Here is a 14,195-nt window from a genome sequence, read left to right on the forward strand (position 1 = left end):
TTTGGAAAACGCGCAATGGCCACTCGTCGTACATGGGGCGGGATGCACGACGAGGTGGCTGCCGGGTTCGTTGTCAGGGGGTCGAGCCTGAAGGCTCTCTGAGTTCGAGGCGCGTCCGTTCCATATCAGGAACCAGATGTTTGTTTTCCAGAAGCTCGCGGCTTGTCCAACCAATATTGCCGTGGCTGGTCAATCCATATCGAACCAACGATTCGTCGTCGAACGATCTGATTTCTGGAATGTTGAGCCACACCCGCAGAAACAGTCGTTTCTGATCCGCCGGTGTCTGCTCATTCTCATCGTAGGCGTGTCGTCCGTGCAGCACTGTATAGTTGCTCGCGAAGTACAGATCGCCTGGTCGCATCTGCAGCGGTAGCTCATGTTTGTGAGCCATTTCATCGAAGAAATCCAGGACAGCCGCCTCGCGTTCGGTGAACGGCACGCCCCTTCGCACGGACGCAGCATTGATCCAGTTACGGTTGTAGCGGGAGCTTAGCGTGCCGTTTGAGATCGAGAAGACGGGGATCTTTCTCGGTGTCATGGGTTCTTCCCAGTCTTTCTGCTCGCCGAAGCGGTCCCAAAAAAAACCTTCAAAGGCTGTTTCAAGCAACTCAGGACGCTGGCGAACGAACTCGTTGTACACCATCGACGAGCTGGCAAGGGTGCTTATGGCACCGTTGTTGGCCTGGCGAACGCCGAGCAGACCTACAACGTCTGCAAGGTCAACGTGCAGTAGTGTGCCGTGCTTGTTGCCGTATGCACGGGTGAGTGCATTGACGGCAATACCCTTCTCTCTGACATCGGCGATCAAGGCACACTGGCTGTCCTGACTCACGCATGTTCCGAGATGTCGCGATAGGCCAAGGTACATCAGCCGCACGTCATGATCGGAAAGACCTCCGACGGGAAAGCCGCGCACCACGACGAAGCCCGGACCCGTAGTTACAGCTTCGGTTATTGTCGTGATCAAACGTTGCATCCCGTTGCCTGCAGGAAAGTGCGGCTGCTCAACTTCATTTAATGTGAGGTTTTCGTGTCTCAGCCGCTGTAATGCGGCCAGCAATTCGGTCCGTTGATCCTCACTAACGGTCACCGTCCAGCTTTCGGGATGGTTGGCGATCTTGGATCCGCTCCAGACCGTTGGATCTGAAATCAGAGGAAAAGCCGCTGATGACATTGATACTCCGTGGTGGTGAGTGGCGTCGCATCGCGTTGAAACGGCGCAAATACGGGCACGTCATCGCTTCGCGATACCGCCTAGCCCGTTGGCAAAATTGACCGGCTACGGCGCGCTTGACGGTTTGTCGACCGTCGCCTCCGGGAGGAGTCGCCGCGAACGGCGGCTCTTTCAGGGTTGAATGCGTCTCCAATCTTCGGCGAGCGGGCGGGGACCTAGGACGTGGCGCTGGGTACTGTCGAGCTTCTAATCTGCCGGTATCAACGGCTGTCGGTGCCGGAGCTCACCAGTCGTCCCGTGTCGGACTGCCGCGTCTCGTTCGCCCGTGCGAGCTCGTCGGCCCGGTCGATGGATCTCAGCGAGACGCCACGCGTTTCACGGTAAGCAAGCGCGGCAATGAAAGAGATTGAAGCTGCCCCTGTCAGGTAGATGGCGATCGGGACGTACGTACCATACGAACGAAGCAACGTCGCACAGATGAAGGGGGCCAAACCGCCGGCCACGATGGACGTCAACTGATTAGCGAACGAAACACCCAGATAACGTACGCGCGTGGGGAACATCTCCGGAAGCATTGCCGAATAGGGTGCGTACATCAGTGAATCGACGGCGAGTCCCAGCACGATCGAAATAAAAATGAGGATCGTTGAGCCCGACTCCATCGCGGGGAAACTGACGAACGACCAAACAATGACCAGCGCTGCGCCGCTCAGGAATACCGGCTTTCTGCCGAGTTTATCGGACAACCTGCCAACCAGTGGGACGATCGCGAAATGAATCACATTGGCGACCATCATGAGCGACAGAATCGTGTTGACATTGCTCGCGTGCTTATACAGCAGATACGTGATGGTGAAGGTCACGACCACCTGATAGAAGATGTTTTCCGTCAGTCGCAAGCCCATCGCAACGATCAGCGCACGGGGGTGTTGACGAAAAATATCGGTGATCTTCGGCCGCTCGTCACGACCACGCTCCTCCTTCATCAACAGTTCTTTGGCGATCGGCGCATCTTCCACGTTCTTGCGGATGTAGGCGCCAACCAGGGCGATCACGGCAGCCAGCCAGAATGCGCAACGCCATCCCCAGGAAAGAAAGTCGTCACCGGGCAGCGCCGCAGACAGCAATCCGAGCACGAGCGTCGCCAGGAGATTACCCAAGGGGAGGGCAGCCTGTGGCCAACTCGTCCACGATGCGCGTCGATTATCAGGCGCATGCTCTGCAACGATAAGAACCGCTCCACCCCATTCGCCACCAGCGGCGAAACCCTGGACGAGGCGGCAAACAACGAGAAGGCCCGGCGCCCAGTATCCAGCTGTGGCGATGGTGGGAAGACACCCGATGGCGAAGGTCGCAATACCGGTAATGAGGATGCTCCACTGGAGCATCGGCTTGCGTCCATACCGATCCCCGAGATACCCGAAAACGATCGCGCCAAGAGGTCGGGCGATGAAGCCGACCGCGTAGATCAGCAACGCGCCGATGACACCACTCATCGGGTCGCTGCTTGGCGGAAAGAAGATCTTGCCGAAAGCTACAGTTGCTGCGGCTGCGTAGATCAGGAAGTCGTACCACTCGGCCACCGTCCCGATCATTGCGCCGATGACGATCCTCTTCAAGTCTCGGGGATGGTGAAGGTTCGACTCTGCACTCGTACTCATATGCGTCTCCATTTAGTCTGCTTCTCTGATATCTGTTACGACTCGCGTCTCAGCGTGCAAGGCAGGGATGCGCTGGCTACACTCTTGTGGTGACTTTCAGCCGATAGACCCTACGAAAACCATTGCTCCTTTTTCGTCTGCATCACCTGGAGGACAACCAATGTTGCTGCCCCTTGCTGATAGCGACGCGGATTTGGCGCTACATCTGTGCACCGATCATCCAGGGAACGGTTTCTTCGTTGCCGATGCCCAAGAGTTCACTCTTGGACTTTTCACCCGATGCGACGGCAAGCATTTTCCGGAAGATTTCGCGGCCTTTTTCCTCCACCGTACTGCTTCCATCCATGATGTCACCGCAGTTGATGTCCATGTCGTCTCGCATACGCGAGAACATCGCACTGTTGGTGGCCAGTTTGATCGATGGTGCTGGCTTCGAGCCGAAACACGAGCCGCGGCCAGTGGTGAAGGCCACGAGATTGGCACCGCTGGCAATCTGTCCGGTAGCGCCCATCGGGTCGTATCCCGGCGCGTCCATGAATACAAGACCCCGTGACTGAATTGGCTCGGCATATCGGTAAACGCCCGTCAATGCGGTCGATCCGCTTTTGGCGACAGCCCCCAGCGACTTTTCCAGGATCGTTGTGAGCCCGCCTGCCTTGTTTCCCGGCGTGGGGTTGTTGTCAATGCTTCCTTTCTCACGCACCGCATAGTCTTCCCACCAGCGGATCAGATCAACGATCTTCTGGCCGACTTCGACGGTACTGGCACGGCGCGTCAGGAGATGTTCGGCGCCGTAGATTTCGGGGGTCTCGCTCAAGATTGCCGTTCCGCCGTGTGCGACGAGCAGATCGACGGCGGCGCCGAGGGCCGGATTCGCTGTGATGCCTGAATACCCGTCCGACCCTCCGCACTGCAACGCAACCGTGAGGTGGGCCGCTGAGACACGCTCTCGCGTTGCCTCATTGGCGACAGACAGCATTTCGGATATCGCCTTGATGGCGGCGTCCACGGTCTTCTGCGTTCCCCCCTGATCCTGGATTACCAGAGGAACGATCATTCCGGTTGGAGCAATGCCCTGTGCGAGGAACATGGCGCCCATCTGATTTGCCTCACAACCGAGGCCAACGACGATGACGCCCGCGAAGTTGGCATGGGTGACATAGCCGCCCAGCGTACGCCGCAGCTGGTTGACGCCTTCGCCGTGATGGTCGATACAGCAGCCGAAGCTGTGCGTGATGGGAACGACGCCATCAACGTTCGGATACGAAGCGAGGCAGTCGCTACGGGCGAAATGCTCGACCACCATTTTCGCGACCGTGGAGGAGCAATTTACGGTACTGACAACCCCGATGTAGTTGCGCGTTCCGACTCGTCCGTCAGGCCTGACGTAGCCCATAAACGTTTCGGGATCGACCGGCGCAGAAGGATATTTTGCATCGCTACAAAATAAGTATTCCTTATCGACAGCGCCGATTTCGAGATTGTGCGTGTGCACGTGCTGCCCTGGATCGATGTCTTTTTTCACGTAGCCGATGACCTGACCGTAGCGGCGCACGGCATCGCCTCGCCTGAGCGGGACCAAGGCGAGCTTGTGTGCCGCAGGGATTTCATCAGCGACCGTCAGGCCTTCGAACTCGGCAAGTTGCTGGCCGGCCCGCAACGGGCTGCGCGCGATTGCGACGTTGTCGTGCGCATGTAGGCGAAGCGGGGAAAGTGCTGTTGTCTCCATATTGCTTATCTTCCTTACTTTGGGAATCGTCACGCTCAACGCAATCTGCGTGCTCATGAATACGTATACAAGCACGTCATTTTGGTAAGGTCAAGCACCGGTTGCAAGTTCGAGAATTCAACTTCACTCGTTGGCGGAAGTCTCGATTGCCCGCAGGCTCTCTTGTCTGCGTTGCCGCGGAGAGGCCCGCTGGCTGTTTAGAGACGAAGCGGCGTAGGCAGTGTCAAAAATCCCTGTATTTGCAGATAGCTATCACCTGGACGCGGACCGGCGCGGGGCTGAGAGTCGCCGCCAGACGGATTTACGTCCAGTGTTTCGTCACGTCATCGGCTGGTAATCACACTAGCCACCGAGGGATTTCCCGTAGTGACGACCTGCCACCATTCTGTCTAAATTGCGCCTATGAATACGTATTCATAAAAGGGAACAAATGAACCAAGTTTTTTCTGTTGTCGAGGAAGCCGCCCGCCGGACCCCCGTCCGGTACGACTGCGACGTGATCGTCCTCGGGGCCGGTTCCGCGGGCGCTGCGGCCGCGTTGGCTGCGGCTCGACAGGGTGCCCGGGTTCTGCTGATTGAGCGGCACGGGTTTGTTGGCGGCATCATGAGCGCGTGCAGTCTCGGCACGATCTGCGGTCTGTATGGGATCGACGCAAACGACGAGCCATATTCGCTGGTAGGCGGCATCCCGGCTGAGGTAGTCGAGAGACTTCACGCCTTGGGCGGCGCCGCAGCGCCGAAGCGTTGGGTCGGGGCCGTCACCGTACCTTATGACCTGTTTCTTCTGAAAGTTGCGTTCGACGAGTTGCTGCGTGAGGCTGGCGTGCGGGTAGCGCTGCATGCGCAGTTTGTGGCCGTCAGCAGCGCACACGGGAGAGTGGAAGCGGTTTTCATCGAAGACAAAAGCGGCCGATGGGCCGCCCGCGCGCCGATGATCATTGACGCGACGGGCGATGCCGACGTCGTTCATGCTGCAGGCGGAGCCTTCGAATACGACCTGAGCACGCTGCAACTGCCGACAACAACGTTCCGCCTGGGAGGCGTGAGTGAGGCCGTTGCACGGAGCGTCGGCCGGGATCAGCTGAAGGAGATGCTAGAGGTTGCCAATGAGCGCGGCGCGGGTTTGCCGCGCACTTGCGGCGGCGTCTATTTCCAGACGCCAGGTACGCCTCACCTGAATCTCACGCGCATCACGCGAAACGGCAATCCGCCGAATCCGCTCGACACCTTCGAACTTTCGGACGCCGAGTTCGAAGGGCGCCGACAGGTGCTTGCCTATCACAAGGCCTTTCGCGAATTTGTGCCGGGTTATACGGACGCGTTTGTCGTCGATTCCGGTATTCATATCGGAGTGAGGGAGAGTCGCCGCGTCATCGGTGACTACCAGTTGACTCTCAGCGACGTTCAGGATGGGCGACGCTTTGAGGATCCCATCGCCCTGTGTTCGTGGCCAGTGGAAGTGCACGAGTCAGGCACCCAGACCCGCTGGGACTGGTTGCCGCCGGGCGTCTTCTATCAACTGCCGTGGCGCTGCCTGCTGCCGCGCGGGCTGGCCAACGTAATTGTGGCGGGTCGTTGTCTGAGCGCCACTCATGATGCCCATGGCTCGGTGCGGGTCACTGCCACTTGCATGGCGATGGGCCAGGCCGCAGGAACGGCGGCGGCATTGGCCGCCGCTGGCCAGCTCAGCGATATACGCGCACTTGACTATCAGATCCTGCGCGAGTCGTTGGTCGCGCAGGGGTGCCTGCTTGATGCGGACCCGGCCCGTACCGCAGCGACATCGTGCTGTGAATAGCAGCCGGGATGCGGGGCCGGAATGTCGCGACTTGAACATCGAAAGCGCGTCTCCCGGTCGGCGCCAGGCAGTTCCAACGAAGCAACCACCCACTGAAAGACGATCATGACCAAATCACCACTCAGAAGCATTTTCGCGCCCGGCAGCACCCGCTGGGCTGTCCGGCGTGCCCAATGGAAAGCCTTGGGGTTGAGCGACGAGGACTTCGAAAAGCCCAAGATCGCAATCGTTAATACGTCCTCGGAGCTGTCCAGTTGCTTCAGCCATCTCGACGGCATCACGCCAGTCATCAAGGAAGCCATCAGAAAAGCGGGCGGCGTACCGTTCGAGATTCGCACCGCGGCGCCGAGCGACTTCATCACTGCGGCGGGGAAGGGTGCGCGCTATATCCTTCCCAGCCGCGATCTTGTCGCCAATGACATCGAGGTGGCGGTTGAAGGAGCTCTGCTCGACGGAATGATCTGCCTTGCCTCCTGTGACAAGACCGCTCCTGGGCAACTGATGGCCGCCGCGCGGATCAACATTCCGAGCCTGTTTGTGATCTGCGGTTACCAGGGGCATGGTGTCTACAAGGATCACGAGGTCGATATCGAGGAAGTGTTTGAGAGTGTTGGCAAGCTGGCGTCGGGGGGAATGTCGCTCGAAGACCTCACGGGCATGTGCGACGTGTCGGTGTCTGGGCCCGGCGTCTGCTCAGGAATGGGCACGGCCAACTCCATGCACATGGTCTGCGAGGCGTTGGGCATGTGCTTGCCCGGTAACGCGCCCGTCAGGGCTAACAGCCAGTCGATGTTCGAATATGCCCGTCGCGCCGGCGAGCGGATCGTCGGCATGGTGCACGAGGATCTGAAGCCGCGCGACATCATGACGCCAGCGGCATTCGAGAATGCTGTTGCTCTCATGCTCGCGGCGAGCACCTCCATCAACTGTGTCAGGCACCTCCAGGCGATCGCCGACGAAGCGGGGCTAGCTGACGTGGACTTATATGAAATCGTCAATCGCCTTGGCAAAGAGGTACCGCTGCTGGTGGCGATTCGTCCGAACGGCACAGACAGGGTCGAGGCGCTGGAGGCAGGCGGCGGAGCGCGCGGTCTACTCAAACGGCTGCAGCCGCTGCTGCACACGGAGGCTCACACCGCAACCGGCGGAACATTGAAGGACGATCTGGAAGCCTATAGTCTGCCGACGGGCAGCATTATCCGACCGCTTGACGCGCCGCTGTCGCGCCAGGCCGCTCTCGTGGTGATGCGGGGCTCGCTGGCTCCCTTGGGCGCCCTGCTCAAGCTGGGCACCGGATCAGCCAACAAACTGCACTTCAAAGGTCCGGCGCGCGTATTCCACACCCAGGACGATGCGATCACCGCACTTGGCGACGGACGTCTGCAGGAAGGCGATGTTGCCGTGCTCCGGTATCTGGGTCCGAAGGGGGGGCCAGGCCTGGCCTATGCGTCCTGGTTCGTAGCCGCGCTCGAAGGTTCGCCACTGAGTGAGAAGGTTGCGGTGGTGACTGACGGCCAACTGTCCGGCCTGAACCGGGGGATCGCGTGCGGACAGATCGCGCCGGAGGCAGCCGAGGGCGGCCCGCTGGCCCTGATCGAAAACGGCGACACCATCGAGATCGACGTCGGTCAACGTTCAATCACGCTGCTGGTCGAAGAAGCGGAGCTGGCCCGACGGCGCGAGGAACTCAAACCCTGGGTGCCGAACTCGGAGCGTGGCTGGCTTTCGATCTATCAACGACTCGCCAAGCCCATATATAAGGGGAGCACGCTGACGCCGGAGTGACGTCTTCGCGGCGCATCATGGGGAGGGGCTCGCCCCTCAATGTATAATTTTCGGGTCGACGCCGTCGTCAGATGGCGTCGGAATCGGGCCTTTCCCTAGGGCACCGGATGGGTCGCTGCGCTGCCAGCGGCAGATCGTGGATAGGCGCGCTTGGAGCCACATGAATACAGATGCCAGAAGCCCCTTGCCGACGAGCAAGGACGTCGCTCGAGTTGCTGGGGTGTCGCAGGCGACGGTGTCGCGCGTACTGTCCAATCACGCGGTCAACCCTGAGACGCGTGAACGCGTGTTGAAGGCGATGGAGAAAATTGGCTATCGCCCCAACCTTGCTGCGCGCGCGATGCGTACTAGCCAGCTTGGCATAGTGGGCGTCGTGGTGGCCAGACTATCGAACCCCCTTTATCCTGAACTTCTTCAGCATCTTGGCTCGGCGCTGCGCGCGGCGGGCCAGCAGATGGTGGTGTGGCACTCTGAGTCCGGCGGCGAGGAAGCGGCTTTGAACGCGGCGTCCCAAGGTCTTGTCGACGGGGTCATCTTTGCAGCTGCAACCGCAGCATCGGTGCGCTGCATCGTCGGGATGGCCCGGCTAGTTCCCGTGGTGTTGGTTCACAGGGGGATCGAATCGTTGGACGTCGACCAGATCGAAGTGGACAACTTCGACGGCGGGCGTCTCGTAGCCGAGTATTTCTTGCGAGCCGGCAGGCAGCGACCGGCAATCATCGCAGGCGACCGCACGATCAACACTGTACGGTCCCGAGAGGATGGGTTTCTCGCCGCGATGCAAAACGCCGGTCGAGCGTCCCACCCACGCGTGCGAGTAAGCTTCGCGTCCTATGAAGAGGGCTTCCGCGTCGCCCGGGAACTTGTCTCGGAGTCGTCGTGCGACGCGATTTTCTGTGTCAATGATGTCATCGCGTTGGGCTGCATGGACGGCCTTCGGAGCCACGGGCTGCGAATTCCTGAAGACGTGTGGGTCGTGGGCTACGATGACGTGGCCATGTCACGATGGTCTTCGTTCGACCTCACCACGATCGCGCAGCCCCTGCAAAAAATGGCCGAACTCGCAACAAGTACGTTGTTGGGCAGGCTGGCAAACGCGACGCAGGAGGCAGCACCCGCGCACATCGTGCTGCCTTCCGTCCTCGTGGTGAGAGGCTCCACCGCAAACCATGCGTGGCCCGATCCGACGCAGCTGAGTGAGCGTGCTGAAAAATCTGAGCAAACCACGCTTTCCAATTCGTGATTCTGCTGCATCTCGTCGTGTCTGTGACTGATATGAGATTCAACTCAGCCCCAGCTTTGCAGCAGCTTCGAAGGCGGCTTCGATTTCGTCCGCGGGTGTTGCTTCAAGTTGTCGTTCGAATGCGGCAACGATACGGCAGATCGCCTGCACCTCGTCCTCTTCGAAGTTCCAGTTGCCTCGCTCCAACCCGGATATGACCACCCGACGGATCGTAGCCTCCGCAGCTCGACCCGTCGTCTCAGACATCTGCCCGTAGCCAAGCTCCGCGAGCAGGCCCGATACTATAACCACCTCCAGCAGAGTCTTCGCCGTCGAGGCAGTCCCGTTTGCCGTTCTCATTGCATGCAGTGCGAGATGGCACCGGGTTGCGATGAGATTGGTGGTAAGACCGGGCAGCGTGCTGGAACGGATTTTCATGGCATTAGGCGCAATGCGCGAATGCAGAGGTGGCTTCGAGAGATCGCGGACCTTCGGTCCCGAGATGTTACAGGCGGAAAAGGGCGTAACGTTTTTTCACGCTACGCCGTTAGGATGTATCAGAACCCTTTGCCGATGTACTGGGCCGCGTTATCTTTCGTGATCAAGGTCGATTGCAGCTTGATGTCTTTGGGAACCGGTTCGCCTCTCGCAACCTTGTACGCTGTCTGGATTCCCTCAGGAGCGACGAACGGATAGATGAAAGTCGCCGTTAGCTTCCCTTCAGCGACGGACTGGATTGCGTTGTTCGCCCCGTTAATACCAACGACGATGATACCGTTCAGACGGCCGGCTGCCTCAAGTGCCTGGATTGCCCCAAGCGCCATCTCGTCATCGTGCGCATACACCGCCTTGATCTCGCCCGGTTTGAAACGTTGGATCTGGTCTTCCATGAACTTCATCGACTGTTCGCGCAAAAAGTCGCAGTTTTGGAAGGCGACAATTCTCAAGCCCGGATATTTTGCGATCGCCTCGCGGAAGCCCTTGTCGCGATCGATAGAAACTGACGCGCCGGCCGTTCCTCCGATCTCGATGATCGCGCCTTGGCCGTTCAGCTTTTTGGCGATCAGCTCGCCGGCCTGACGTCCGATAGGAAGGTCTTCGGGTCCCACATGCACCGTCACGGGCGTATTGACACGCCGATCAAGCGTAACGACCTTGATGCCATGATCCATTGCCTGTTTGACGACGGGTGTCAGCGCCTGTTGGGTTAGCGGACTGATCATCAAAACCTTGACGCCTTGCGCCATCAGGCTTTCGACATCTGCTGTTTGTCTGGTCGCGTTGTTTTGGCCGTCCGTGACGATCAGCTTTACGTCTGGATAGTGGCTCGCCGCGTACTTCTTGTTACCTTCGGTTTGCGCTATGCGCCAAGGATGGTTAAGCGTCGACTGGCTAAAGCCGATAACAATTTTGTCATCTGCCATAGCGCACAACGAATATGTAGCGACTGTGGCTGTGGCCACTATCGTTAAAACGCGTCGTGTGACTGCCTTCAGGTCCATGATGCTCCTCCAAAGTTGCGTCGTATAATGTCAACTATAATTAGTACAACGTACTTCCATTGACATGCGTCGTCATGCTCTCGTTTTATTGCCGGGTTGATGAAATCCAAAACTGTGCGCTGCAACTGATGTTGCAGCGCTCATAGAGAGATTAGAAAATGAAACCGGTGTTCAAGAATTTCGAGTGATGATCTGAAACAATTGCATTTAGCAGCGCCTTGTTATCGTCTGTTTCTTTGGTGGCAACCATCGCGCGAATTGAGAATGCCCGGAGCGCATCGGTCACTGAAAGCGTCCCTTCTGCGGAGTCTTTGCGGCCCGCGAAGGGAAAGACGTCCGGGCCACGCTGGCATTGGGAGTTGATGTTGACCCGACATACCTGATTGACCAAGGGATCGACGAGCGCGCCGATCTGAGCGGGGTCATTTCCGAAAATGCTGACCTGCTGTCCATGATCGGATGTGATGACATACTCAAGCGGAGTCGCGATGTCCTCGAATGGCATGACCGGAATAATCGGTCCAAACTGCTCTTCGCGATAGAGCATCATTCCTTCTTCGACCGGGTACACCACGGCTGGGTAGAAGAGCGTCTTGCAAAAAATGCCACCGCCCTTGTTCACGACGTCTGCGCCTCTTGCTCTCGCATCGTTGATCGCCTCGGTCATGTAGGTCGTGCGATGCATGCCCGGTAGCGGCGTAATCGACACGCCCGGCTCCCACGGCATCCCGACCTTGAGCGTCTCGAGCGCTGCGGTGAAGCGTTCAAGGAACGTATCGACGATCGACCGGTGCACAATCAGCATCTTGAGAGCGGTGCATCTCTGCCCGTTGAACGACAATGCTCCGAGCAGGCACTCCTTCACGGCAAGATCGATGTCGGCGTCTGGCAGCACGATTGCAGCATTTTTGGCATCCAGCCCAAGAATAGCCCGGAGCCGATGTGACTTCGGGTGTTGTTTTTTCAGATGATCTGCGACCTTGCTGGACCCGATGAGGGCTAGCACGTTCACTTTTCCTGAGGCCAGCATATGCGGCACCACGACGGCGCCCGGGGCGTAGATCGTGTTGATGACACCTCTCGGGAACGCCGTGCGAAACGCTTCAAGTAGCGGGTAAAAGAGCAGCGTTCCGTACTGTGGCGGCTTGAACACCACCGTGTTGCCCATTAGCAAAGCCGGAATGAGCGTGGCGAAGGTCTCGTTCAACGGATAGTTGTATGGACCCATGCACAATACGACGCCAAGGGGTGTACGTCGGACCTGGCCGATAGTGCCCTCGGCAAGGGTGAAGCGCGAATTGCTGTTATCCAGTTCTTTCAGCGCCGAGATAGTGTCCTGCATGTAGCTGACCGTTCGGTCAAACTCCTTTTGAGAGTCGGCAAGGCTTTTGCCGATTTCCCACATGATCAGCTTTACGATCTGGTCCCGCCTGGCCACCATACAGCGGATGAAGTCTTGCATGCAGCCGATGCGCTGGGCAACTGTCATGGTTGGCCATTCGCCACGGCCGTGATCGTAAGCGCGTACCGCCGCATCTAGCGCAGCATCGCTTTCCGTTTCGCCCATGACAGGATAACTGCCGATGGTAAGCTGCTCCACTTCGCCCGACTCCACGCGGACGCAAACCGGGGAGAGGACGGTCTTGCAGGTCCCGTCCCATCCCTTCAATTCTCCGTCGATCAAGGATACGCGCTGATGGATCGGCTCACCGAGCCGGGCCGCTTCCGGAATGTCGACCATGCGTGGAAACAGTTGCTGCAGATTCTGGATGTCAACTACTGCCACGATTGCTCCTTACTCGAACATCACGAGGTGACCCGCACGTGCAGGTCGTCTTTAGGGTTGAAGATCAGCGCGCAGGCGCAAGCGGCACGCTTCGCGCCTGCGGCGCGCGCTTGACGCTCGATGCGAGACAAACGGATACGAGAAGCGACGCTCCCATGAACAGGTAGGAAGAAGTGGGGTCGCCGGTGAGTCCAGTCAGATAGCCGACGGCGTAGGAGCCCAGAAACGAGCCGAGCGCGCCGACGCTGTTGATCAATGCGAGTGCGCCACCTGCGACCGTGCGCGGCAGGACTTCCGGCGCGATCGAGAAAAACGGCGGGAAGACCACATACATCAGAATGCCGGCGACCGTGAGCAGGCTGAACGACAGATAGAAATTCGACGCACCCACGAAATAAAGCAGGAAGAACGCGATGGCGGCGACAAATAACGGCGCCATGACGAAGAGCTTCCGGTTCTGGAGGCGATCGGACATCCAGGCGCATGGCAGCATGAAGATCACCGCACCCAGGTAGGGAACCGCAGACAGCCAACCGGTGTGAACCATACTCAGCGTTGCACCATGCCGGAGAATCGACGGCAACCACAGAAGAAATCCATAAAAGCCGAGGCTGTGGAAAAACAACGTGCCGGCGAGCTTCCACACTGTGACCGTGCGGAACGCTTCGCGATAGTTGCGCACGGGCGCGAGACTCTTCTGCTCATCCGCAAGCGTAGTCTCGATCCGCAGCTTTTCATCAGCCGTCAGCCACGAGACCTGTGAGGGTTTGTCTCGTGCCGCGGCGAGCCAGACGAATGCCCACACCACTGCGGGCAGACCTTGCGCGATGAACATTGCACGCCATCCCCACTCCTGCGTCATGTATCCGGACACGACAGACATCCAGAGCACGGTGGCGGGATTCCCAAGCAGAAATACTGTGTTGGCGCGCGAGCGCTCCTTGCGCGAAAACCAGTTAGTCACGTATACGAGCATGCAGGGAAGCACGGCCGCTTCGACAATGCCGAGCGCAAATCGTACCGCCATGAGAGTCGGAATGCTCGAGACAACGCCTGTCAGCGCGGCAAGCGCGCCCCATGCGATCAGACTCACGAAAATCAGCTTTCGGACGCTGCGCCGTTCGGCGTAGATGCCCCCGGGAATCTGAAAAAAGAAGTAGCCGAGAAAGAAGAGAGACCCAATCAGCGATGACGTAGCGTGACTGATACCAAGGTCACGGTCGATTCCTGCTGCGGCTGCAAAGCCGTAATTTGCCCTGTCCAGGTAGGCGAGGCTATATGTGATGAAGGCGAGCGGAAGGATGATCCACCATCTCTTTGCGGGCAGGCTTGCGCCAGACATCGTCAATCTCCTGTGATTCTAGGTTTTGCGAACGTAAAAAGCGCGGCTGCGGTCGGCACGGAAATACCGGTGCAGACGAGATCACCCTGTCGGGCGCCCCGCCGATGCTTTGGATGGCATTTCACGTTACGTGACAACGCAGATACATTCGCCAGTCTTGTTCTGAGACTGGGCGAGGCGGGCAATCTAGAGC

At 58.7% G+C, this 14,195-nt stretch carries 10 protein-coding genes; 3 read left to right on the forward strand and 7 right to left on the reverse strand.

The annotated features are described in order from the left end of the window. Positions 1 to 73: 73 nt before the first annotated feature. From QEN71_RS35695 to QEN71_RS35705, 3 genes are all read right to left on the reverse strand, one after another. Positions 74 to 1,177, reverse strand: a complete 1,104-nt coding sequence (locus QEN71_RS35695; protein ID WP_201656479.1) for a TauD/TfdA family dioxygenase — start codon at positions 1,175 to 1,177, stop codon at positions 74 to 76. A gap of 260 nt (positions 1,178 to 1,437) precedes the next feature. Continuing rightward, positions 1,438 to 2,838 (reverse strand): MFS transporter, encoded by a 1,401-nt coding sequence (locus tag QEN71_RS35700; protein WP_201656482.1) that lies wholly within the window; start codon positions 2,836 to 2,838, stop codon positions 1,438 to 1,440. A 199-nt stretch (positions 2,839 to 3,037) separates the two neighbouring features. Further along, positions 3,038 to 4,567: a UxaA family hydrolase gene (locus QEN71_RS35705; RefSeq protein ID WP_201656816.1), complete on the reverse strand. Its 1,530-nt coding sequence runs from the start codon at positions 4,565 to 4,567 to the stop codon at positions 3,038 to 3,040. 430 nt (positions 4,568 to 4,997) lie between these two features. Between QEN71_RS35705 and QEN71_RS35710 the strand changes: the two genes are divergently transcribed. The 3 genes from QEN71_RS35710 (at position 4,998) to QEN71_RS35720 (ending at position 9,393) form a co-directional block, all read left to right on the forward strand. Beyond that, the gene (locus tag QEN71_RS35710; protein WP_201656485.1) at positions 4,998 to 6,365 is read left to right on the forward strand and encodes an FAD-dependent oxidoreductase; all 1,368 of its coding nucleotides are present in this window, start codon (positions 4,998 to 5,000) and stop codon (positions 6,363 to 6,365) included. A gap of 105 nt (positions 6,366 to 6,470) precedes the next feature. Further along, the gene (gene ilvD, locus QEN71_RS35715) at positions 6,471 to 8,150 is read left to right on the forward strand and encodes a dihydroxy-acid dehydratase (RefSeq protein ID WP_201656488.1); all 1,680 of its coding nucleotides are present in this window, start codon (positions 6,471 to 6,473) and stop codon (positions 8,148 to 8,150) included. Positions 8,151 to 8,310: 160 nt separating this feature from the next. Then, positions 8,311 to 9,393, forward strand: coding sequence for a LacI family DNA-binding transcriptional regulator (locus QEN71_RS35720; RefSeq protein WP_233472018.1), 1,083 nt, complete (start codon positions 8,311 to 8,313; stop codon positions 9,391 to 9,393). A 39-nt stretch (positions 9,394 to 9,432) separates the two neighbouring features. Here the strand turns inward: QEN71_RS35720 and QEN71_RS35725 are convergent, their stop codons facing one another. From QEN71_RS35725 to QEN71_RS35740, 4 genes are all read right to left on the reverse strand, one after another. Further along, on the reverse strand, positions 9,433 to 9,810 hold the full coding sequence (locus QEN71_RS35725; protein ID WP_201656491.1) for a hypothetical protein: 378 nt from the start codon (positions 9,808 to 9,810) through the stop codon (positions 9,433 to 9,435). 119 nt (positions 9,811 to 9,929) lie between these two features. Next, a complete protein-coding gene (locus tag QEN71_RS35730) occupies positions 9,930 to 10,874 on the reverse strand; it encodes a substrate-binding domain-containing protein (RefSeq protein ID WP_201656494.1) in 945 nt (314 codons plus the stop codon). 151 nt (positions 10,875 to 11,025) lie between these two features. After that, positions 11,026 to 12,615, reverse strand: a complete 1,590-nt coding sequence (locus QEN71_RS35735; RefSeq protein WP_201656822.1) for an NADP-dependent glyceraldehyde-3-phosphate dehydrogenase — start codon at positions 12,613 to 12,615, stop codon at positions 11,026 to 11,028. A gap of 109 nt (positions 12,616 to 12,724) precedes the next feature. Next, positions 12,725 to 14,002 (reverse strand): MFS transporter, encoded by a 1,278-nt coding sequence (locus tag QEN71_RS35740; protein ID WP_201656497.1) that lies wholly within the window; start codon positions 14,000 to 14,002, stop codon positions 12,725 to 12,727. Positions 14,003 to 14,195: the final 193 nt, after the last annotated feature.

Source organism: Paraburkholderia sabiae (genome assembly GCF_030412785.1).
Classification (GTDB): domain Bacteria; phylum Pseudomonadota; class Gammaproteobacteria; order Burkholderiales; family Burkholderiaceae; genus Paraburkholderia; species Paraburkholderia sabiae.